Raw genomic sequence first — 21,653 nt, 5'->3', positions numbered from 1 at the left:
ACCGTCGGGCGGGCGACCGTCGCCGGGCGAAGGCGGATGCCGTCACCCGCCGCCAGGCTGCGCTCACTCGACCGTGACGGACTTCGCGAGGTTGCGCGGCTGGTCGACGTCCAGGCCCTTGGCGGTCGCGAGCCCCATCGCGAAGATGTGGAGCGGCACGACGGCCAGCAGCGGCTCGAAGAGAGGCCCGGCCAGCGGGATGCGCAGCACCTCGTCGGCGAACGGGAGGACGGCGGCATCCCCCTCTTCGGCCACGGCGATGACGCGGGCTCCGCGGGCGCGGATCTCCTGGATGTTGGAGACGACCTTCTTGTGCAGCTCGGCCGACTCGCGCGGCGACGGCACGATGACGAAGACCGGCTGGCCCGGCTCGATGAGGGCGATCGGGCCGTGCTTGAGCTCGCCGGCGGCGAACCCCTCGGCGTGGATGTACGAGATCTCCTTGAGCTTGAGGGCTCCCTCGAGGGCGATCGGGTAGCCCACGTGACGCCCGAGGAACAGCACCGACTGCGTGTCGGCCATCCAGTGCGAGAACTGCGCGATGTGCGCCTGCTCCTTCTCGAGCACCCACGAGATCTTCTCCGGCACCGCCTCGAGTTCGCGCACGAACCGGGCCCCATCGGCGTCGCTGAGCGCACCGCGCACGCGCGCGACGTGGAGTCCCAGGAGGTACAGCGCCGTGATCTGAGCGACGAACGCCTTCGTCGAGGCGACCGCGACCTCGGGCCCCGCGTGGGTGTAGACGATGGCATCCGATTCGCGCGGGATCGTCGCGCCCTGCGTGTTGCAGATCGACAGGGTGCGCGCCCCGCGCTCCCTCGCGTACTTGACGGCCATGAGGGTGTCCATCGTCTCCCCCGACTGGGAGATGGACACGACGAGCGTGTCGTCGCCGATCACCGGGTCGCGGTAGCGGAACTCATGGGCGAGCTCGACGTCGACGGGGATGCGCGCCCACTGCTCCAGCGCGTACTTGCCGACCATGCCGGCGTACGCCGCCGTGCCGCACGCGATGACGATGATGCGGGAGATGCCCGCGAACAGCTCGTCCAGACCCTCCAGCTCGGGGATCACGACCTGACCGCCGCGGATGCGGCCGCGCACGGTGTTGGCGACGGCTTCGGGCTCCTCGGAGACCTCCTTCGCCATGAACGACGGCCAGCCGCCCTTCTCCGCCGCCGCAGCGTCCCATACGACCTCGAAGGGCTCGACCTCGACGGGGTTGCCGTGGAAGTCGGTGACGGTGACACCCTCGGGCGTGATCGAGACGATCTCGTCCTGACCGATCGCCAGCGCGTTGCGGGTGTGCTCGACGAAGGCGGCGACATCGGAGCCGAGGAAGTTCTCCCCCTCGCCGAGACCGATCACGAGCGGGGAGTTGCGGCGCGCCCCCACGACGAGACCCGGCTCGTCACGGTGCATCGCGAGCAGGGTGAACGCGCCCTCCAGACGGGAGACGACCGTGCGGAACGCGGCGACGAGGTCGCCGGTGGCGCGGTACTCGCGTCCGAGCAGCACTGCCGCGACCTCGGTGTCGGTCTCGCTGCGGAACGTGAACCCCTCCGCGACGAGTTCTGCCTTGAGCTCGGAGAAGTTCTCGATGATGCCGTTGTGGATGACCGCGAGCTTGTCGTCGTCGGCCAGGTGCGGATGCGCGTTGGCGTCGGTCGGACCGCCGTGCGTCGCCCAGCGCGTGTGCCCGATGCCGGTCGTGCCGTCGGCCAGCGGATGGGCCGACAGGTCGTCGCGGAGCACCTTCAACTTGCCCGCGCGCTTGCGCAGCCCCAGGTCACCGTCGGCGTCGATGACCGCGATCCCGGCGGAGTCGTAACCGCGGTACTCCAGACGGGCCAGGCCCGAGAGCAGGATGTCCTGGCTCGGCCGCGGGCCGACATATCCGACGATTCCACACATGCGTTCAATCGTAGGCGGGCCGTGGCCGGGAGCCGCGCACCGGGGCCGGGAATGACCTGGGGATGCCGTGGCCTCCGGCGGCGCGGTCAGAGCTTGCGGAGCCGGACCGAAGAGACGGTGTGGTCGGCCGCCTTATTCAGAACGAGTTGGGCGCGGTGCCGCGTGGGCTCCACGTTCTCGCGGAGGTTGGGCAGATTGATGTCGCGCCAGAACCCGAGAGCTTGACTGACCGCCTCGTCGTCGGAGATGTCGGCGAACACCCGGAAGAACGACTTCGGGTTGCTGAAGGCGCTCTCGCGCAGAGCGAGGAACCGGTTCACGAACCAGGACTCGATGTGTTCCACATCGGCATCCACGTAGATCGAGAAGTCGAACAGGTCGCTGACGGCGACATCGTGCGGGGACGGCGGCGGGGCCAGAACGTTCAGGCCTTCGACGATGACGACGTCGGGGCGCCGCACCGTGACGTAGGCATCGGGGATGATGTCGTACCGCATGTGCGAGTAGAACGGCGCCCGCACCTCGGCTGCCCCCGACTTCACCGCCGAGAGGAAGCTCACCATCGCGCGGCGGTCGTACGACTCCGGGAACCCCTTGCGCTCCATGAGGCCGCGACGTTCGAGTTCGGCGTTCGGGTAGAGGAACCCGTCGGTCGTCACCAACTCCACCCGCGGTGTGCCGGGCCACCGGCTCATGAGCTCACGCAGGAGGCGCGCGATGGTGGACTTCCCGACCGCCACCGAGCCGGCCACCGCCACGACGAACGGGGTCGTGGAGTCGGGTTCGCCGAGGAACGCCGCCGTCTCCGCCCCGAGGCGCTTCGTGTTCTCCGCGTAGGCGCTCAGCAGCCGACTCAGCGGAAGGTAGACCTCTCGCACCTCGGCCAGGTCGAGCCGGTCGCCGATGCCGCGCAGCTGCACGATCTCGGTCTCGGTGAGCGGGTTGGGAACGCCCGGGGCCAGCCGTGCCCAGTCGGCGCGGTCGATCTCGCGGTAGAGCGAGTCGCTCATGGCGGTGTCTTCGGTGGCCATCGACGGCCACTCTATCCTCTGCTCTCCCGCATCCCGCTAGCCTGACGGGATGCGCCTGGGAGTCCTCGACATCGGCTCGAACACCGTCCATCTGCTCATCGCCGACGTACACCCCGGCGGGCGTCCGCTTGCGACGACGAGCACGCGGACCGTCCTCCGACTGATGCGGTACCTGGAACCCGACGGCGCGATCTCCGAAGCAGGTGTCGTCGCGCTCGTCGATGCGGTCGCGCGGGCGCGAGAGGTCGCCGAGAGCGAGAACGTCGCCGAACTCCTCGCGACAGCCACCAGTGCCGTCCGCGAGGCGACCAACGGAGACGACGTCATCGCCCGCATCGAGTCGGCGCTCGGGCAGGATCTCCAGGTGCTGGGCGGCGAGTCCGAGGCGCGCTTCACGTTCCTGGCCGTCCGTCGCTGGTTCGGCTGGTCGGCCGGCCAGATCCTCCTCTTCGACATCGGCGGGGGTTCGCTGGAAGTGGCGGCCGGCGCCGACGAGCTCCCCGACGTCGCCGCGTCGGTCCCGCTGGGTGCCGGTCGCATGACGGTCGAGTTCCTCGCCGAAGACCCGCCCGGAGAGGATGCCGTCGAGGTGCTCCGTGACCATGCGCGGGCCACCCTCGCACCGGTCGCCGAGCTCATGGTCGACCAGCCGGCACCCCATCACGTGGTCGGGTCGTCGAAGGCGATCCGGTCTCTCGCGAAGCTCGCCGGCTATCCGGTGCCGGGGTGGAACGGCGCCGATCGCATGCTGCTCCCCCGCGGCGCACTCGGCTCGTGGATCCCGCGGCTCGCGCGGCTCCCGGCATCCGCCCGTCAGGAGCTGCCCGGCATCACCGCCGACCGGACGTTCCAGATCGTCGCCGGAGCGGTCGTCCTGCACACGGCGATGACCGTGCTCGACGTCGATGAGCTCGAGGTCTCACCGTGGGCGCTGCGCGAAGGAGTGCTCCTGCGGTACATCGAGTCGCTCTCGTGGAGTGCGCCGGGCGTCTGAGCTCGCCCGGCATCCCGGAACGCGCGACACGGCGCGGCAGGCGCACTGCCGCCCGAGTCAGGGCAGCGAGACCGTCGTGGTCGGCGCACGCCAGCGTCGGTGCGGTCCGCCCTTCCTGCCGACGCCTGCGCGCGCCAGCGGAACGACCACCTGCAGCACGACGTGGTCGCCCTCCTGCCGCAGCGTCGCCTTGTCGCCGAAAGACGCCAGTCCGAGACCGGTGGCACCCGACCCGCGAAGGACGCCGCGCGATGCGATGGCGACGGTCAACTCCGACTCGTCGGCGCTCGTCGTCACCGACAGACGCGCCGCCCGCGCTTCGGAGTGCTTGACGGCGTTGACGAAGCCCTCGCTCACCGCGGCGACGACCGCCGTGGCGACGACCGGCGTCTGCAACGCCACCATCGCCGAGGTGTCGATGTCGGCCTGCACGTCGAGCACGCCGGACCACGTCGCGAGGAGACCGTCGAGATCGGCGGTGTCGGCGCGGTCGGGAGCTCCGACCAGGATCTCCGCGAACGCGGCCTCCGTCGACGCGCGGAAACGGCGGATCTCCTCCGGGGTGGGCTCCCGCTCATCGACGCGGGCCGCGAAGATGACGCACCGGCTCTGCACGCGATCGTGGAGGAGGTCGACGGCCCGCCACAGCGGCTCCCGCGCCTGTGCGGTCTGCGCCGTCGCGAGGGCCGCCGTGTGAGCGAGCAGGTCGGTGAGCGTGCGGCTCTGCGTGCCGGTGCGCTCCACGGCATCCGCCGTCAGCGCGACGACCACCGCGAGGGCGGGAATCGTCACGAGCGGGATGGCGAGCACCAGTTCGTCGGCGTCTGTCAGGAGCACGCCCACGAGGACCGTGCCGAGAGCAACGGCCAGCCAGCACAGCAGGACGATGACGCCGCGCGCGATCGGACCCTGACCTCGCGCGGTGAAGCGGATGACCGCATCGGCGGTGAGGGCGAATACGACGAGCAGCACGAGCGCGGCGATCACCAGCAGCACTCCGCCCAGGGCGAGAGTGTACGGCGTGCTGGCGGCGAAGTAGAGGCCGACGACGAGCAGCGGATGCGGCCTCGCCAGGCGCGCCAGGAACGGGACGCGCGGCGTCCGTGCCGCCTCGTCCGGGACGTCGTGGTCGAGCACGACAGCGTCGAGCCGGGCACTCAGCCGCGCGTCGAGGCGGTGGCTGGCCGCGCGCACATCGTCTGCGAATGCTCGCACGGCGTCGAAGTCGATCACGCCTGCCAGCAGCGCGTCGCGACGACGCCGCACATCGGCGACGGCATCCGTGAGGAGTGCGGCGTTCTGCTGGCCGTAGCGCAGCACGAGCCCGCGCAGATCGGCGAACACCGCGAGCGCGGACTCCAGCCGCTGAGCCGTCTCGCGCGCGTCCGCGTAGCGCGAAGCCGCGGCGGCCACCAACGGCAGCACCGTGAACCAGCTGAGGGCGTTCGTCGCGACGCGCTGCAGCCAATCGGCCGTCCACGGATGGTCGAACAGGATCGCGGCTGCCGCGTCGTTCAGGAAGGGTCGGGCGACGGAGACGGCGAGGAGCGCTCCGATCACGAGTGCCCCGCGCGCGGCAGGACGGGCGAGGCGACGCTCCGCGACGGCCACCGGGAGGACCAGGACGACCAGCACCAGCCAGGTGACGGCCGAGGCGATCATCGCCGCGAGGTGCTCCGCGATACCGTCGAGTCCGCTGAACGGACTGAGGATGAGGATCGCGACGACAGCGGATGCCAGGAGGGTCCAGCGGGTGAAGAAGCGACCGCCCGAGACGGCGCCCCACCAATGATCGACGACCTCCGCCAGTCGTAAGCGGTCGCTCGATCGCGGGGTCGTCATCTCGCTGTCAGCCGCGCACCACGTCGGCGAGATCATCGGCGACGCGTTGAGCCGTCGCTGCGTCCGCAGCCTCCACCATGACCCTCACCATAAGCTCCGTGCCGGACGGGCGCAGCAGAACGCGACCCGTGTCGTCCAGTTCTGCTTCCGCTGCACGGACGGCCGCCTGCACATCGGGGTCAGCCGCGCGCGTGCGCTCGACCCCGCGAACGTTGACGAGCACCTGCGGGAACACCGTCATCACGGCGGCGAGCTCGGCCAGCGACTTCCGTTGACGAGCCATCTCGGCGCACAGGTGCAGGCCGGTGAGCAGCCCGTCGCCGGTGGTGGCGTACGCACTGAGGATGACGTGGCCGCTCTGTTCGCCGCCGAGCGAGAAGCCGCCTTCCGTCATCCGCTCGAGGACGTAGCGGTCGCCGACCGCGGTGGTCTCGACACGGATGCCGTTGGCGGCCATGGCGCGGTGCAGACCGAGATTGCTCATGACCGTCGCGACGAGCGTGTCGTGATGAAGTCGCCCGCGGTCGCGCATCGCGACGGCGAGGATCGCCATGATCTGATCGCCGTCGATGACGCGACCCTCGGCATCCACCGCGAGACACCGGTCGGCGTCTCCGTCGTGAGCGATGCCGACGTCCGCTCCGACGCGGACCACTTCGGCAGACAGCCGCTCCAGGTGCGTGGAACCGTAGCCCTCGTTGATGTTGAGTCCGTCGGGGTCGTTCCCGATGACGGTGACCTTGGCGCCCGCGTTGCGGAAGGTCTCCGGCGACACGCCCGACGCTGCGCCGTGCGCACAGTCGACGACGACGTGGAGGCCGTCCAGGCGGTGGGGCAGCGACGCGAGGAGGTGCAGCACGTAGCGGTCCTCGGCATCCGCGAAACGGATCACGCGCCCGACATCGCCGCCCGTCGGTCGCAGCTTCTCCCCGGACATCGCTTCTTCGATGCGCTGCTCCACGACATCCGGGAGCTTGACGCCCCCGCGCGCGAAGATCTTGATGCCGTTGTCGGCGGCGGGATTGTGGGATGCCGAGATCATGACACCGAAGTCCGCGTCGATGTCGCTGATGAGGAACGCCGCCGCCGGAGTCGGAAGCGTGCCGGCATCCAGCACGTCCACCCCGGAGGATGCGAGTCCAGCCTCGACGGCAGCACTCAGAAACTGACCGGACAGCCGCGGATCGCGCGCGACGACCGCCGTCAGTCGCTTTCCGGCGGCCTTTCGCGCCTCCGCGATACGCCCCTGGCCCAGGACGACAGCAGTCGCCTGGGCCAGGGAGAGCGCGAGGTCCGCGGTGAGGGGGCCGTTGGCCAACCCCCGCACACCGTCCGTACCGAACAGCGCCATCGAGTGTTTAGCGCTTCGAGTACTGAGGTGCCTTGCGGGCCTTCTTGAGACCGGCCTTCTTGCGCTCCTTGACGCGAGCGTCGCGCGAGAGGAAGCCGGCCTTCTTCAGGGTCGGGCGGTTGTTCTCGACATCGATCTCGTTCAGCGCACGAGCGATGCCCAGGCGCAGCGCACCGGCCTGGCCCGAGGGGCCACCACCGGAGATGCGGGCGATGACGTCGTAGGCGCCGGCAAGGTCGAGCACCGTGAACGGGTCGTTGATGAGCTGCTGGTGCAGCTTGTTCGGGAAGTAGTCCTCGAGGGTGCGGCCGTTGACCGTGATCGAGCCGGAGCCGGGCACGAGGCGCACGCGCGCGATGGCCTGCTTGCGGCGACCGACGGCAGCGCCGGGCACCGAAAGAACGGGGCGCGGGGCGGCAGCGGCAGCCTCGGCGGCCGGGGTCTCGGTGGAGTAGTTCTCGGGGGTCTCTTCGAGGGAGTCAGCGATCTTCGCCATGGGATGTCCTCAGTCTGTTTCGGCGGCGCTTACTGGGCGACCTGGTCGAAGGTGTACGTGGTGGGCTGCTGGGCCGCGTGCGGGTGCTCGGCACCGGCGTAGACCTTCAGCTTCGACAGCTGCTGGCGTCCCAGGCTGTTCTTGGGGAGCATGCCGCGGACGGCCTTCTCGACGGCGCGAACCGGGTTCTTCTCGAGGAGCTCGGCATAGGAGGTCGCGGTGAGACCACCCGGGTAGCCCGAGTGACGGTAGGCCATCTTCTTCTGGAGCTTCTGGCCCGTCAGCGCCACCTTGGCGGCGTTGACGATGACGACGAAGTCACCGGTGTCGATGTGGTTGGCGAAGGTGGGCTTGTGCTTGCCACGGAGGAGGGCCGCCGCGTGCGAGGCGAGGCGTCCGAGGACGACATCGCTCGCGTCGATGACCAGCCACTCGCGCTGGGTCTCGCCAGCCTTGGGGGTGTAGGTGCGCGTCACAGTAGTGCTGCTTTCTTGATCGAACGGAGAAGTTCGTGAATCCCACTCCGGGGTGGTTCCGATGCTCGAGTGAACGAGCGGAACACGCCAGTGGAGGGCTCACGTTCGCGGTGACGGGTCAGCTGAGCCGAACACCAAGGGATCAGTCTACGCGAACGAGGGCGTCACCGCGAATCGGTCCGCCGCCGAGGCCACCATTGGTGATGGCTGACACACGTAGCACGCAATCAAGGAATCCCCTGATATTGGGATTGGCGTGTCGCGAGTGACCTGTGGTACCAATGTGGCACAAGAAGTCCTTTCCCCCCGGAGGATTACAGATGTTCAGTCGCCCTCGGCGACGCCTCGGCGTCGCTGCTGGGGCGGCGACGGCATTGGTGGTGGCGCTGCTCGGCGCCGTCGTCCCTGCCACCGCCGCCGCCGGCGCTAGTTCATGCACGTCGTCCCTCACCGTCTCCCAGGTGCAGGATCGCATCCTCGCCGACGTCAATGCGGCACGCAGCCGCGTCGGCGTCAAAGCCCTGCGCGCCAACGCCGCGATGGACTCGGTCGCCCTCAAGTGGTCGCAGCGACAGGCAGCCGACGCGACCATGAAGCACAATCCGAACTACTCGACGCAGATCCCCGCCGGCTGGTCGGCGGCCGGTGAGAACGTCGCGTTCGGGTACTCCCCCACCACCGTGACGCGGGCGTGGCTCGACAGTCCCGGCCATCGCGCGAACATCCTCCGTTCGAGCTTCACGCACATCGGCATCGGTGTCGGGTGCAGCGAATCCGGTCGCCCGTATTACACGCAGGTGTTCGGCGCCTACAAGATACTCACGACCACGGCCCCCGCCATCAGCGGGACCCCGAAGGCCGGCATCACGCTGACGGCGAAGACCGGCACGTGGACCACCGGCACCACGCTGAAGTACCAGTGGTACGCCGACGGTTCGTCGATCTCGGGCGCCACCGCGAAGACCTACACCCCGAAGTCGACGGATGCCGGCAAGACGGTCAAGGTCAAGGTGACCGGCGTCAAGACCGGCTACGCGCCCACCGCCCGCGTCTCGCAGCCGACCGACGAGGTGGCCAAACTCAGCACCTTGACCACCGTGAGGCCACGCGTCTCGGGAGTCATCAAGGTCGGTGAAGAGCTCCTGGCCGTCCGCGGCGTATGGACGACCGGGACGACCTACTACTACCGGTGGTACCGCGACAGCACCGCCATCTCCGGCGCCACGGGGAAGAGGTACGTGCTGACCAAGTCCGACCGAGGCCACACCATCACCGTCAAGGTCACGGGTAAGAAGGCGGGTTACGCCACCGCGAGTCGCGTGGCGGCGAAGACCCCGGTGCCCTGACTCAGGCGGTCGCACCTGACCGGCGCGGACTGAGTTCGGCGTCGATGAGGATCGGCAGGTGGTCACTGCTGCCCTGCGGCAGCGTCGTGATGCTCTCGATGGTCACGCCCACGCTCGTCGCGAAGTCGTAGTGGCCACGGAAGAACTTGTAACGCGTGTAGGTGCGGGCATCGCTGAGCGTGAGCTCGTAACCGGCATCCCGGATGCGCTGGCTCAGGCTCTCCTTGAACACCGGATAGTTGTAGTCGCCCACCATGAGGATCGGGAGGCCGGGCCCGAGCGTGCTCAACTCTGCGAGGGCCGCCTGGATCTGCTTGCGACGGAGGGAGTTGAGTGCCGTCAGAGGTGCGGCGTGGAAACTGGCCACGAGGAACTCGCGGCCATGATCGATGTCACGCATCCGGACGCCGAGCATGCGCTCCTCGGCCGGCTTGAGCACCCGGTCGTGCAGCGACTTCTTGAGCGCCAGCGTGCGCACCTCGACCGCGGTGTAGGTGTTCTCCCGGTGGTACACGGCGAGTCCGAGCCGGTTGCGGACCGTCGCCTCGGCGAGGCGCAGACCCGCGATCTGCGTCGGCAGATCGTCGCTCACCGCCTCCTGGAGGCACAGGACGTCCGCGGCGTGCGCCTCGACCAGCTCTTCGAGCTCGTGCGCAGCCTTGTGCTTATTGAGGTTGTAAGAGATGACCTTCATACCGCCGACAACAATATGCCGCGTGCCTGGGATCCGCCTCGGGGTTGCAAAAGTGTCCGCGGTGAAGCAGGGCGGTGTCAGTCGCCGTCGAGCGAGCGCCGCTTCCTCGTCTGCTCGGCCCGGACGGCGAGCAGCTCATCGGCCGGGTAGCCGACCTCAGTCAGCGTGAGGCCGCGCGCGGCGAGTACCTTCGTCTCGCTCGTGCGCCGACCGGCCTCTCGTATCTCCACGACGTCGGCCGCGTCCAGTCGCCCTTGACCCACGGCGACGCAAGCGCCCACGAGCGCGCGCACCATGCTGTGGCAGAACGCATCCGCCTTGACGTTGGCCACGAGGATGCCATCGGCGTCGCGGCGCCAGCCGAACTCGAGAAGCGTGCGGATCGTCGTGGCCTCCTCCCGCCACTTGCAGTACGCGGCGAAGTCATGCAGCCCGACCAGCGACCTCGCGGCGGCATCCATCTGCTCCACATCGAGATCGGCGTTGACGCTCGTCGTCCGCAGCCGATCCAGCGGATCGTACCCGCTGACCCGGTCGGCGACGCGGTACGAGTACCGGCGCCACACGGCGGAGAATCTGGCATCGAACCCATCGGGCGCCAGCGCAGTGCGATGGACGGCGAGATCGGGGTACTGCCCGAGCACTCCCGTCAACCGCGCGGCGAGGGCCTCCGGATGCGGGTTGCGACCGCTCTCGAGCCGGTGGCGTTGCGCGTCGCTGAGGTCGACATGCGCCACCTGACCGCTCGCATGCACCCCCGCGTCGGTGCGTCCCGCCACGACCAATCGCGGTTCGCCGCCGAGGATGCGCGCGATAGCCGCCTCCAGGACGCCCTGCACGGTGCGCAACCCTGGTTGACGCGCCCACCCGCGGAAGTCGGTGCCGTCATAGGCGAGATCGAGACGCAGCCGCACGTCGCCAGCCTACCGATCCCCCGACGGCGAGTCAGAGGGCGGCGTCGACCTCCGCGCGCCGCGGCGGGTTCGCGCCGGCGCGGGCGACCGTGAGACCCGCGGTGACGGCGGCGCGCCGCAGCGCCCGCAGCAGCGCTGACTTCGACTCGAAGAGCTGCGGGTCGTCGAGGACGCTGGAGATGAGGCTCGCCATGTACGCGTCGCCCGCCCCGATCGTGTCCACGACGTCGACGGGCAGCGCAGACACCTCCGCGACTCCGCCCGGACCGAGCGCGAGCGCCCCCTCGCCGCCCCGGGTCATGACAACGATGCGCGGGCCGAGCGTCGCGATCTCGGAAAGAACCTGCTCCGGGAGCAGCTCGGGATAGAGCCACGCGGCATCCTCGTCGCTCAGCTTGACGAGGTCTGCCGACCGTGCCGCCTCGGAGAACTGCTGCAACGCCGTGTCGTGGTCACCGATCAACGCGGGTCGGATGTTGGGGTCGAGGGTCACTCGCTGCGAGCCGGCTGCCCGGCGAAGCGTGTCGCGCACGGTAGCGGCACCCGGCTCCAGGAAGAGGGCGATGGACCCGGTGTGCACGAGGTCCACCCCGTCGAGGTCGGGCGCGCCGACCGTCCAATCGATGTCGAACTCGTACTCGGCCGATCCGTCTGCGCGGAGGCGCGCACGCGCCGTCGAGGTCGCGGCGTCGGTCCAGGAGGCCGCGGTGAGCGCCGCGCCGGAGGAAGCCACATGCTCGGCGATACGCGCCCCCCGCTCATCGCGACCGATCCGCGTGAGCAGGTGCACGTCGTGGCCCTGCCGCGCGAGCCCGACGGCGACATTCGCCGGGCTGCCGCCCACGAGTTCGCGATCGGGCGTCGACGCCGCGGAGTCGTCCTCGGACGCGTGTCCGTGGACGATGTCGATGAGGGCCTCGCCGATGACGAGCGTTCGGGTGTTCATGGCATCCAGTCTTGTGGAACGGCGCGGTCGGTGGAAGCGCGACGCGGCGGCTACAGGCGGTGAACGAGAGCGAGTGAGCGCTCCGTCGCCGCGAAGCCGAGTCGTTCGTAGAGCGTGTTCGCACCCGTCGGGCTGGCCGTGTCGACATCGAGCACCGCCTTCTCGAGCCCCTCCTCCGCGATCGCCGCGAGAGTGGCGGCGATGACGGCGGGCGCCAGGCCGCGGCGGCGGTGCGCTCGCACCACACCGATGAGATCGATGTACGCGTGGGTGGCTCCGAGTGCCTCCCAGTCGTCGCGATTGACGGATGCCAGGCACAGCGCGATCACGGCACCGTCAGCGTCGAGCGCGATCCGCGAAAGGTCGGGCCGGAGGAACTCCCCGCCGACGAACTTCTGCCAGCTCTCCTCGCTCGTCGGGAGGCTTCCCCAGTGATCTCGGAAGGCGTCGTTGCGGGCAGCGAGCACATCGAGCGCCCGATCCGACGAGTACGCGACGATCGTCGCGTCCGGAACCGCAGGCGGAGCGGGGACGGGCTCCGACATGTCGCGCACCATCGTGGTGAACCAGCGTTCGACGTGGAAGCCGAGCGGCTCGGTGATCGCGATGACATCGGGGGTCGACTCCTCCGCGTACACCTTGATCTCGAGCTTCCACGCCTCGCCGTCGTGTGTGGCCGGGAGATCGGCGGCGGCTTCCGCGAGCTGCTCGAGCGCGCGTGCGTGGCTCCACGCCAGGGCGGCGGAGCCGATACCGCGACGACGCCACTGCGGATCGACCGCTCCACCGATGTGCACCGTCAGCGTGCCCTCGCGAGACGGGTGGAGGAATGCACTGGAGAACACGAGCGGCGTGCCGTCGACGCCGAATCCGATGACCGTGTCGCGGCCGTGGTCGATGTGGCTGAGCTCGAAGGTGTCGGCGACTTCTTCCCTCGGCGTGATCCACGTGGGATGGTCGGCGGCGTCCGCCCCGGCGTGCACGCGGTGAATGTGGTCGATGTCGTCGGCCGTGGCGGTGCGCCACGTGGCGATGTCGTCATGGCGGGGAAGCTCGGGCGACGGGACGGCGCCGATCCGGTCGTTCAAGGGCTGCGCACTCACCGCGCCAGCCTACCCGTGACCGGCGACACGCGTTCGGTCGCCGCCCGCCAGGAACGACGAAGCCCGCACCGTGAACGGTGCGGGCTTCGCGACGTCGATGACGGGGATTACTCCGCCTTCTCCTCGGTCTTCTCCTCGGCGGGCGCCTCGACGGCCTCCTCCGCGGCGGCCTCGGCGGCAGCGCCCTCGTCCTGCGACTCGGCGCCGGCATCCTCGACCGGGGTCTCCTCAGCGAGGGTCTCCTCGGCGGGGGTCTCCTCGGCGAGGGTCGCCTTCGCGGCGGACTTCTTCGCCGACTTCGGCTTCGGGTTCACCGGCTCGAGCACCAGCTCGATGACGGCCATGGGGGCGTTGTCGCCCTTGCGGTTGCCGACCTTGGTGATGCGGGTGTATCCGCCCTCACGCTCCGCGACCAGCGGCGCGATCTCGGCGAAGAGGACGTGCACGACCTCCTTGTCGCCGATGACCGACAGCACGCGACGACGTGCGTGCAGGTCACCGCGCTTGGCGAAGGTGATCAGTCGCTCGGCGAGGGGACGCAGGCGCTTGGCCTTCGTCTCCGTCGTCTTGATCGACTTGTGCGTGAAGAGGGCAGCCGCGAGGTTCGCAAGCAGCAGGCGCTCGTGGGCGGGGCCGCCTCCGAGGCGGGGACCCTTGGTGGGCTTGGGCATGTCAGTTACTCCTGGTGAAAAGTGTCAGCGAGAGACCCGGCGGACCGGAATCCGCTCAGAGGGTCTCGTCGTCGTAGCCGCCGTAGAAGTGCGCGCCGTCGAACCCGGGCACCGAGTCCTTGAGCGACAGGCCGAGCGAGACGAGCTTGTCGCGCACCTCGTCGACCGACTTCTGACCGAAGTTGCGGATGTTCATCAGCTGCGTCTCCGAAAGGGCGACGAGCTCGGACACCGTGTTGATGCCCTCGCGCTTGAGGCAGTTGTACGAACGCACCGACAGATCGAGGTCCTCGATGGGCATCGAGAGCTCGTTGGTGAGCACCTGCTCGACCGGCGCGGGGCCGATCTCGATGCCCTCGGCCTCGACGTTGAGCTCACGGGCGAGCCCGAACAGCTCGGTGAGCGTGCGACCGGCGGAGGCCACGGCGTCGCGCGGGGCGATGGAGGGCTTGCTCTCCACGTCGAGCACGAGCTTGTCGAAGTCGGTGCGCTCACCGGCACGCGTGGCGTCGACGCGGTAGCTGACCTTCAGGACGGGCGAGTAGATCGAGTCGATCGGAATCTGACCGGCCTCGGCGTACTCGTTGCGGTTCTGCGTCGCCGACACGTAGCCGCGGCCACGCTCGATCGTCAGCTCGAGCTCGAAGCGCGCGCTGTCGTTGAGGGTCGCGATGACCAGCTCGGGGTTGTGCACCTCGACGCCGGCAGGAGCGGAGATGTCGGCCGCGGTGACCTCACCGGCACCCGTCTTGCGCAGGTACGCCGTGATCGGCTCATCGCGCTCGCTCGAGACGACGAGCTGCTTGATGTTGAGGATGATCTCGGTGACATCTTCCTTGACACCCGGAATGGTGCTGAACTCGTGCAGCACGCCGTCGATGCGGATGCTGGTGACGGCTGCGCCGGGGATCGAGGAGAGCAGGCTGCGACGCAGCGCGTTGCCGATCGTGTAGCCGAAGCCGGGCTCCAGCGGCTCGATGACGAAGCGGCTGCGGAACTCGCCGATCTTCTCCTCGGTCAGAGTGGGACGCTGTGCGATGAGCACTATGTGTTCCTTTCAGTCACGTGCCCGCTATATGACACGTGGGTGTTCTGAGATTTTGAGTTGTTCATGGCGGATGCCGGGACGCACCGGAATCGGTGGCCCCGGCATCCGGAAATCAGACGCGGCGACGCTTGGGCGGGCGGCAGCCGTTGTGGGCCTGCGGGGTGACGTCCTGGATGGAGCCGACCTCGAGGCCGGCGGCCTGCAGCGAGCGGATCGCGGTCTCGCGGCCGGAGCCGGGACCCTTGACGAAGACGTCGACCTTCTTGACACCGTGCTCGGCGGCCTGACGGGCGGCCGACTCGGCGGCCATGCCGGCCGCGTACGGGGTCGACTTGCGCGAGCCCTTGAAGCCCACGCCACCCGAGGAGGCCCAGCTGATGACAGCGCCGGACGGGTCGGTGATCGAAACGATCGTGTTGTTGAACGTCGACTTGATGTGGGCGTGGCCCAGCGCGATGTTCTTCTTCTCCTTGCGGCGCGGCTTGCGCGCGGCGGACTTGGCCTGTGCCATGGTGCGTTCTCCCTAAATCCCTGGGGCCGCGCCTTAGCGCGCCTTCTTCTTGCCGGCGACGGTGCGCTTGGGGCCCTTGCGGGTGCGCGCGTTCGTCTTCGTGCGCTGACCACGCACGGGAAGGCCGCGGCGGTGACGCAGACCCTCGTAGGAGCCGATCTCGACCTTGCGGCGAATGTCGGCGGCCACCTCACGGCGGAGGTCACCCTCGACCTTGTAGTCGGCCTCGATGAGGTCGCGGAGTGCGACGAGCTGGTCGTCGGTGAGGTCCTTGACGCGGATCGACTCGTCGATCTGGGTCGCCTTGAGGATCTCGACCGAGCGGGTACGGCCGATGCCGTAGATGTACGTGAGGGCGATCACCACGCGCTTGTCGCGCGGGATGTCAACGCCGGCAAGACGTGCCATGCGGTTCTCCTGGGAGTTGGTGGAGGTATGGAGCAGAATCGGTGCCCGGGCCTCCGACCCGGGGTGTCCCCCCGCCGTGCGACCGAAGCCGCGGCGAGGTTCTGAAGCTGCCTGTATGTGTGAAGTTGTGAGCCCGAGGCCGGATGCCGTGGCACCCGGAGCGCATCAGCCCTGGCGCTGCTTGTGACGCGGGTTCGACTTGCAGATGACCATGACGCGACCGTGGCGGCGGATGACCTTGCAGTGGTCGCAGATGGGCTTGACGGAGGGGTTGACCTTCATGATTTCCTGATTCGCTGTCTTCACCGGGCAGACCGAGGTCTGGGGTGTTACTTCTCGACCGGTCTTTAGCGGTAGCGGTAGACGATGCGTCCGCGCGTGAGGTCGTAGGGCGAGAGCTCCACGACGACGCGGTCTTCGGGGATGATGCGGATGTAGTTCTGCCGCATCTTGCCGGAGATCGTGGCGAGAACCTTGTGTCCGTTGCTGAGCTCCACGCGGAACATCGCGTTCGGCAGAGCCTCGGAGATCACACCTTCGATCTCGATGACACCGTCTTTCTTCGCCATACGCTCGCTTACAGTCGTGCAGACCGGTCGATCTGCGGTGGGTGGGATTGTCGGTGCTTCGACACGCCAATGAAGGCGCAAGGCACCAAAGATCCAGTGTACGTGATAGAACGCGACCCGGCAAACCGCCGGTGGATACGGACGGCTATTGCGTCAGTCGGTCGACGATGTCGGCCTGCGGGTCGAACGTCACGGGCACCAGAGTGTCGTTGACGGCGAGCGTCGGGGTTCCCGTCGCTCCGTCGGGAAGGGTCTGGCTCTTGGCGAAGTCGAGGAACTTGTGATCGAGGATCGCGGACTCGAGGTCGGCGGTGACATTGACACCGGCATCCTTCGCGATCTGGACGATCTGCTCGTCGGTGAGCCCTGTCGACTGCTCGGCCGGCTGGTTGTCGTACATGGCCACGAGGAACGCGTACGCGTTGGCCGGATCGGCCTCGGCGACGGCGTACATGGCGGAGGCTGCGCGGCTGGAGAACTCGGTGCCCTGCGACAGGCGGTCGAGGATCGCGACGGGGTGCAGTTCGAGGGTGATGCTGCCGTCTTCGACGAGTTGCGTGATCGTCTCGCCCTCGGTCTGCTCGAACTGGTTGCAGTAGGGGCACATGAAGTCGACCCACGTCGACACCGTGTCGGGGCCGTCGCCGAAGACGATGGCACCCGTCTCCTGGTTGATACCGCTGGAGTTGGGGGCAAGGCCAGGATCGGTCGCCTTGTTGTTCATCAGCATCACCACGACGACGAGGATCGCGACGACGGCCACCACAGCGACACTCGTCCAGATCGCGAACCAGTTCGTCTTGTTCGTTGCAGCGCCTGCCATGCTCTTGCCTCTCTCCGGTCGGTTTCGGAACCGACCTCTCATTCTGGCATCGACTCCTATGCGCCTGCTGTGCCGGCGCCCGTGGAAATGCGTGCACGCGATGCACCTGAGGCAAGCGCGACCTCTCCCGGCGATGTTCGCGGGGAGAACGAAGGCGCCCGGCGCGTCAGGCGATGGGGGCGGGAGTGATGCCGAAGCGCGCGAGCCCGGCAGCTCCGCCGTCCGGCGCGGTCAGCACCCAGATGCCGTCGGCGTGCACGGCGACGCTGTGCTCCCAATGGCATCCGTCCGAGCCGTCGACCGTCGACACCGTCCAGTCGTCGTCCTCGACGAGCGTCGCCTCGGACCCCGCGACGACCATCGGTTCGATTGCCACGCAAAGTCCCGGGCGAACTGCCGGGCCGAGATCGTCCACGCGGTAGTTGAAGATGGTCGGACCCTCGTGCATGCGGCGGCCGATGCCGTGACCGACGTAGTCCCGCAGGATGCCGTAGCCCTCTCCGGACGACTCGATCGACGTCTGCACCGCATCGCCGACCTCGCCCACCCGTGCGGCCGACGCGAGCGCCGCGATACCGGCCCACAGCGACGTCTCGGTCACCTGCGACAACCGCTCACGTGCGGCGACGAGCTCCGGACGTGAGGGATCGGGCACGACGATCGTGATCGCCGAGTCGCCGTTCCAGCCTTTGTACTGGGCGCCGGCATCGATGGACACGATGTCGCCGGGCTCGAGAACGCGCCCGCCCGGGATGCCGTGCACCACCTGCTCGTTGACCGATACGCACGTCGTGTGGCGGTAACCGCGGACCAGCTGGAAATTCGACTCCGCGCCGCGTGCACGCACGACCTCGTCCGCCGCCGCGTCGAGTTCGGCGGTCGTCACGCCGGGGGCGACGATCGCACGCACCGCGTCGAGCGCCGCAGCCGTGATGAGACCGGGCTCGACCATCGACCGCAACTGGGCGGGGGTCTTGTAGAGCGAGCGGCGAAGTCCCACGATCAAGCAGTGATGCCGCGTGCCGCGAGGGCCGCCATGATGCGGCCGGTGATCTCGTCGAGCGACCCGACCCCGTCGATCTCGTCGACGATGCCGCGGCCGCGGTAGACCTCGAGGATCGGTGCGGTCTCGGACTCGTAGATCGACAGGCGCTTCGCGATCGACTCTTCGTTGTCGTCGGCGCGTCCCTGTTCGGTGGCGCGCAGCGACAGTCGCTGGACGGACTCCTCACGCGGGACCGACAACTCGATGACGGCCGTGAGCGGCTCACCGCGACCGTCGAGGAAGGCGTCGAGGTCGCCGACCTGACCGAGGTTGCGCGGGTAGCCGTCGAGCAAGAAGCCATCCGCCGCGTCTTGCTGAGACAGTCGATCGCGCACGATCGCGGTCGTCAGCTCGTCGGGCACGAGGTCGCCGGCGTCGATGATCGCCTTCACCTGCTGGCCGAGCTCGGTCCCGTCCTTGACGTTGGCACGGAACACATCGCCGGTTGACACTGCCGGTACGCCGAGAGCCTCCGCGATTCGGACGCCCTGCGTCCCCTTCCCGGAGCCCTGCGGACCGATGATGAGGAGTCGAGCCGCCGCGCCGTCCTGAGGCTGACCAACGGTCATCGAAGGAGCCCCTCGTAGTGCCGCTGCTGCAGCTGCGCGTCGATCTGCTTCACCGTCTCGAGACCCACACCGACGATGATGAGGATCGAGGCGCCGCCGAACGGGAAGTTCTGGTTGGCGCCGACGGTCGCGAGGGCGATGAGCGGCAGCAGGGCGATGAGACCCAGGTAGATCGAGCCGGGCAGCGTGATGCGCGTGAGGACGTAGTCGAGGTACTCGGCCGTCGGACGTCCCGCACGGATGCCGGGGATGAATCCGCCGTACTTCTTCATGTTGTCGGCGACCTCGACCGGGTTGAACGTGATCGCGACGTAGAAGTACGTGAAGCCGATGATCAGCAGGAAGTAGACGGCCATGTAGATCGGCGAGTCGCCGGTCGTGAAGTACGCCTGGATCCAGGTCACCCAACCGGGGACGTTGCCGTCGGCATCCGGGGTCTGGTTGAACTGCGCGATCAGCGCCGGGATGTACAGCAGCGACGACGCGAAGATGACGGGCACCACGCCGGCCATGTTCACCTTGATCGGGATGTACGTGTTCGTGCCGCCGAGCGTGCGGCGTCCGACCATGCGCTTGGCGTACTGCACGGGGATGCGACGCTGCGACTGCTCGACGAAGACGACGAGAGCCACGACCGCGATACCCACCGCGAGGACGAGGAGGAAGACCTCGAAGCCGTTCGTCGCCTGGATCGCCCAGAGTGCAGCGGGGAACGTGGCAGCGATCGACGTGAAGATGAGGATCGACATGCCGTTGCCGACGCCGCGCTCCGTGACGAGCTCGGCGAACCACATGATGAGGCCCGTGCCGGCGGTCATCGTGATGATCATGAGGAGCTGTGCCCACCAGGCTTCCTCAGTCAGGAGCGCCTCGCACTCGGGCACTCCCGAACCGCTCGGGAAGAGCTGACCCGAACGAGCCACCGTCACCAGCGTCGTGGACTGCAGCAGCGCCAGCGCGATCGTGAGATAGCGCGTGTACTGCGTCAGCCTGCTCTGGCCCGCCTGGCCCTCCTTGTAGAGGGTCTCGAAGTGCGGGATGACCACACGCAGCAGCTGCACGATGATCGTCGCCGTGATGTACGGCATGACGCCGAGCGCGAAGATCGACAACTGCAGCAGTGCGCCGCCGGAGAAGAGGTTCACGAGCGACAGGAGCCCGTCGGTCGATCCCGTCTGGTCCAGACAGGTCGTCACGTTCGGGTAGTCGACGAACGGCGTCGGCACGTGGGCGCCGAGGCGGTAGATGGCGATGATCGCCAGGGTGAAGGCGATCTTCCGCCGAAGATCCGGCGTGCGGAAGACCCGCGCAATGGCGCTGAACAAGAGATTCCTCCAGGTGGACGACGGCGTGTCGGGACACACCGTCAACCAGAGTACGGCAACAGGGGCCGACCCGGCTGATGAGCCGGGTCGGCCCCTGTCACAGGACTACTTGACCGAACCGCCCGCGGCGACGATCTTCTGCTCGGCAGAACCCGAGACCTTGTCGACGGCGACGGTGAGCTTGACCGAGATGTCGCCGGTGCCGAGCACCTTGACCTTCTCGTTCTTGCGCACGGCACCCTTGGCGACCAGGTCGCTCACGGTGACGTCACCACCGCTGGGGTACAGCTCGGCGAGCTTGTCGAGGTTGACCACCTGGTACTCGACGCGGAACGGGTTCTTGAACCCGCGCAGCTTCGGCGTACGCATGTGGAGCGGCATCTGACCACCCTCGAAGCCGACCTTGACCTGGTAACGGGCTTTCGTGCCCTTGGTACCACGGCCGGCCGTCTTACCCTTCGAGCCCTCACCGCGACCCACACGGGTCTTCGCGGTGTTGGAGCCCGGGACGGGACGGAGGTGGTGCACCTTGAGGACGCCCGGACGCGCCGCAGCGGCATCCTTCTCGTCCTTCTTGGGAGCAGCCTTCTTGGCGGGCGCCTTCTTGGGGGCGGCCTCGTCCTTGGCGGCGGCCGCAGCCGGAGCCTTCTTGGCAGGCGCCTTCTTGGCGGGTGCCTTCTTCTCGACGACCTCTTCGGTCGCCTTCTCAGCCTTCTCGGCCATCAGTCGATCTCCTCAACCTTCACGAGGTGGGCGACGGTCTTGACGTACCCGCGCGTCTGCGAGTCGTCGGGACGGACGACGGAGTCGCCGATCCGCTTGAGACCGAGGGAACGCAGCGTGTCGCGCTGGTTCTGCTTCTCGCTCACCTTGGACTTGACCTGGGTCACCTTCAGACGGGCAGCCATCAGGCACCAACCTTCTGTGCCTTCGCGGCCTCAGCCTCGGCACGGACGAGGCGGGCGGGCGCGACCTGGTCGAAGTCCAGACCACGGCGCGCGGCGACCGCACGGGGCTCTTCGAGCTGCTTCAGGGCCGCGACGGTCGCGTGCACGATGTTGATCGTGTTCGACGAACCCAGCGACTTCGACAGCACATCGTGGATGCCGGCGCACTCGAGCACGGCGCGCACCGGGCCACCGGCGATAACACCGGTACCGGCGGCGGCCGGACGCAGGAGCACCACACCGGCAGCGGCCTCACCCTGCACGGGGTGCGGGAGGGTCGAGCCGACACGGGGCACGCGGAAGAAGTTGCGCTTGGCCTCTTCGACACCCTTGGAGATGGCCAGGGGCACCTCGCGGGCCTTGCCGTAGCCGACGCCGACGAGACCATTGCCGTCACCCACGACGACGAGCGCCGTGAAGCTGAAGCGACGACCGCCCTTGACGACCTTGGACACGCGGTTGATCGTCACGACGCGCTCGAGGAACTGGCTCTCGTTGCGGTCGCGCGAGTTGCGGTCGCGGTTCGGGTTGCGCTCGCGGCCACCGCGGCGCGGCTCGCGCTCGCGCTCGGTGGTCGCCTCGGTCGCAGTCGTGCCCTCGGGCGCGGTCTGCTCGGCAGTGGCTGCCACT

Annotated in this window: 25 protein-coding genes; 2 read left to right on the top strand and 23 right to left on the bottom strand. The window is 68.4% G+C overall.

From position 1 onward, the window contains the following. Window positions 1–63: 63 nt before the first annotated feature. A complete protein-coding gene (gene glmS / locus P0Y48_14285) occupies window positions 64–1,914 on the bottom strand; it encodes a glutamine--fructose-6-phosphate transaminase (isomerizing) (protein ID WEK13607.1) in 1,851 nt (616 codons plus the stop codon). Window positions 1,915–2,000: 86 nt separating this feature from the next. Then, a complete protein-coding gene (gene coaA, locus P0Y48_14280) occupies window positions 2,001–2,945 on the bottom strand; it encodes a type I pantothenate kinase (protein WEK13606.1) in 945 nt (314 codons plus the stop codon). Between the two features lie 49 nt (window positions 2,946–2,994). On the opposite strand from coaA, the gene P0Y48_14275 reads away from it, so the two are divergent. Continuing rightward, window positions 2,995–3,939 (top strand): Ppx/GppA phosphatase family protein, encoded by a 945-nt coding sequence (locus P0Y48_14275; protein ID WEK13605.1) that lies wholly within the window; start codon window positions 2,995–2,997, stop codon window positions 3,937–3,939. A 57-nt stretch (window positions 3,940–3,996) separates the two neighbouring features. Here the strand turns inward: P0Y48_14275 and P0Y48_14270 are convergent, their stop codons facing one another. Genes P0Y48_14270 through rplM form a run of 4 tightly spaced genes read right to left on the bottom strand, consistent with a single transcriptional unit; the run spans window position 3,997 to window position 8,104 of the window. Then, window positions 3,997–5,817, bottom strand: a complete 1,821-nt coding sequence (locus tag P0Y48_14270) for a hypothetical protein (GenBank protein WEK13604.1) — start codon at window positions 5,815–5,817, stop codon at window positions 3,997–3,999. Continuing rightward, window positions 5,789–7,132, bottom strand: coding sequence for a phosphoglucosamine mutase (glmM, locus tag P0Y48_14265; GenBank protein WEK13603.1), 1,344 nt, complete (start codon window positions 7,130–7,132; stop codon window positions 5,789–5,791). Before glmM ends, P0Y48_14270 begins: the two co-directional genes overlap by 29 nt. Window positions 7,133–7,139: 7 nt before the next feature. Next, window positions 7,140–7,628 carry a 30S ribosomal protein S9 gene (rpsI, locus tag P0Y48_14260; protein WEK13602.1) on the bottom strand — a complete coding sequence of 163 codons (489 nt, stop codon included), beginning with the start codon at window positions 7,626–7,628 and terminating at the stop codon, window positions 7,140–7,142. Window positions 7,629–7,657: 29 nt separating this feature from the next. Next, window positions 7,658–8,104, bottom strand: a complete 447-nt coding sequence (gene rplM / locus P0Y48_14255) for a 50S ribosomal protein L13 (GenBank protein ID WEK13601.1) — start codon at window positions 8,102–8,104, stop codon at window positions 7,658–7,660. Window positions 8,105–8,424: 320 nt separating this feature from the next. On the opposite strand from rplM, the gene P0Y48_14250 reads away from it, so the two are divergent. Further along, a complete protein-coding gene (locus tag P0Y48_14250; protein ID WEK13600.1) occupies window positions 8,425–9,450 on the top strand; it encodes a CAP domain-containing protein in 1,026 nt (341 codons plus the stop codon). 1 nt (window position 9,451) lies between these two features. Here the strand turns inward: P0Y48_14250 and P0Y48_14245 are convergent, their stop codons facing one another. The 17 genes from P0Y48_14245 to rpsE all read right to left on the bottom strand — a co-directional run bounded on the left by P0Y48_14245 (window position 9,452) and on the right by rpsE (window position 21,652). After that, window positions 9,452–10,144 (bottom strand): endonuclease/exonuclease/phosphatase family protein, encoded by a 693-nt coding sequence (locus P0Y48_14245; protein WEK13599.1) that lies wholly within the window; start codon window positions 10,142–10,144, stop codon window positions 9,452–9,454. Between the two features lie 77 nt (window positions 10,145–10,221). Beyond that, on the bottom strand, window positions 10,222–11,058 hold the full coding sequence (truA, locus tag P0Y48_14240) for a tRNA pseudouridine(38-40) synthase TruA (protein WEK13598.1): 837 nt from the start codon (window positions 11,056–11,058) through the stop codon (window positions 10,222–10,224). A gap of 31 nt (window positions 11,059–11,089) precedes the next feature. Further along, a complete protein-coding gene (locus P0Y48_14235; GenBank protein ID WEK13597.1) occupies window positions 11,090–12,004 on the bottom strand; it encodes a carbohydrate kinase in 915 nt (304 codons plus the stop codon). Window positions 12,005–12,054: 50 nt separating this feature from the next. Then, on the bottom strand, window positions 12,055–13,107 hold the full coding sequence (locus P0Y48_14230; protein ID WEK13596.1) for a GNAT family N-acetyltransferase: 1,053 nt from the start codon (window positions 13,105–13,107) through the stop codon (window positions 12,055–12,057). Between the two features lie 107 nt (window positions 13,108–13,214). Further along, window positions 13,215–13,778: a 50S ribosomal protein L17 gene (gene rplQ, locus P0Y48_14225; protein ID WEK13595.1), complete on the bottom strand. Its 564-nt coding sequence runs from the start codon at window positions 13,776–13,778 to the stop codon at window positions 13,215–13,217. A gap of 55 nt (window positions 13,779–13,833) precedes the next feature. Then, on the bottom strand, window positions 13,834–14,823 hold the full coding sequence (locus P0Y48_14220) for a DNA-directed RNA polymerase subunit alpha (protein ID WEK13594.1): 990 nt from the start codon (window positions 14,821–14,823) through the stop codon (window positions 13,834–13,836). A gap of 115 nt (window positions 14,824–14,938) precedes the next feature. Continuing rightward, window positions 14,939–15,337, bottom strand: coding sequence for a 30S ribosomal protein S11 (gene rpsK, locus P0Y48_14215; GenBank protein WEK13593.1), 399 nt, complete (start codon window positions 15,335–15,337; stop codon window positions 14,939–14,941). 33 nt (window positions 15,338–15,370) lie between these two features. Further along, window positions 15,371–15,745 carry a 30S ribosomal protein S13 gene (gene rpsM, locus P0Y48_14210; protein WEK13592.1) on the bottom strand — a complete coding sequence of 125 codons (375 nt, stop codon included), beginning with the start codon at window positions 15,743–15,745 and terminating at the stop codon, window positions 15,371–15,373. 165 nt (window positions 15,746–15,910) lie between these two features. Then, a complete protein-coding gene (gene rpmJ, locus P0Y48_14205; protein WEK13591.1) occupies window positions 15,911–16,027 on the bottom strand; it encodes a 50S ribosomal protein L36 in 117 nt (38 codons plus the stop codon). Window positions 16,028–16,092: 65 nt separating this feature from the next. Beyond that, window positions 16,093–16,314, bottom strand: coding sequence for a translation initiation factor IF-1 (gene infA, locus P0Y48_14200; GenBank protein WEK13590.1), 222 nt, complete (start codon window positions 16,312–16,314; stop codon window positions 16,093–16,095). 145 nt (window positions 16,315–16,459) lie between these two features. Continuing rightward, complete coding sequence (locus P0Y48_14195) at window positions 16,460–17,137, bottom strand: thioredoxin domain-containing protein (protein ID WEK13589.1); 678 nt, start codon at window positions 17,135–17,137, stop codon at window positions 16,460–16,462. A 166-nt stretch (window positions 17,138–17,303) separates the two neighbouring features. After that, window positions 17,304–18,137: a type I methionyl aminopeptidase gene (map, locus tag P0Y48_14190; protein ID WEK13588.1), complete on the bottom strand. Its 834-nt coding sequence runs from the start codon at window positions 18,135–18,137 to the stop codon at window positions 17,304–17,306. Between the two features lie 2 nt (window positions 18,138–18,139). Further along, the gene (locus tag P0Y48_14185) at window positions 18,140–18,751 is read right to left on the bottom strand and encodes an adenylate kinase (GenBank protein ID WEK13587.1); all 612 of its coding nucleotides are present in this window, start codon (window positions 18,749–18,751) and stop codon (window positions 18,140–18,142) included. Beyond that, the gene (secY, locus tag P0Y48_14180; protein ID WEK13586.1) at window positions 18,748–20,076 is read right to left on the bottom strand and encodes a preprotein translocase subunit SecY; all 1,329 of its coding nucleotides are present in this window, start codon (window positions 20,074–20,076) and stop codon (window positions 18,748–18,750) included. The genes P0Y48_14185 and secY overlap by 4 nt, the downstream gene beginning before the upstream one ends. A 105-nt stretch (window positions 20,077–20,181) precedes the next feature. After that, window positions 20,182–20,799 carry a 50S ribosomal protein L15 gene (gene rplO, locus P0Y48_14175; GenBank protein ID WEK13585.1) on the bottom strand — a complete coding sequence of 206 codons (618 nt, stop codon included), beginning with the start codon at window positions 20,797–20,799 and terminating at the stop codon, window positions 20,182–20,184. After that, window positions 20,799–20,984 carry a 50S ribosomal protein L30 gene (gene rpmD, locus P0Y48_14170; GenBank protein ID WEK13584.1) on the bottom strand — a complete coding sequence of 62 codons (186 nt, stop codon included), beginning with the start codon at window positions 20,982–20,984 and terminating at the stop codon, window positions 20,799–20,801. Before rpmD ends, rplO begins: the two co-directional genes overlap by 1 nt. Beyond that, window positions 20,984–21,652, bottom strand: coding sequence for a 30S ribosomal protein S5 (gene rpsE / locus P0Y48_14165; GenBank protein ID WEK13583.1), 669 nt, complete (start codon window positions 21,650–21,652; stop codon window positions 20,984–20,986). The genes rpmD and rpsE overlap by 1 nt, the downstream gene beginning before the upstream one ends. Between the last annotated feature and the right edge of the window lies 1 nt (window position 21,653).

The sequence above is a fragment of the Candidatus Microbacterium phytovorans genome, assembly GCA_029202445.1.
In the GTDB taxonomy this organism is placed as follows: Bacteria; Actinomycetota; Actinomycetes; order Actinomycetales; family Microbacteriaceae; genus Microbacterium; species Microbacterium phytovorans.
This window is presented reverse-complemented; position numbering and strand designations above follow the sequence as displayed.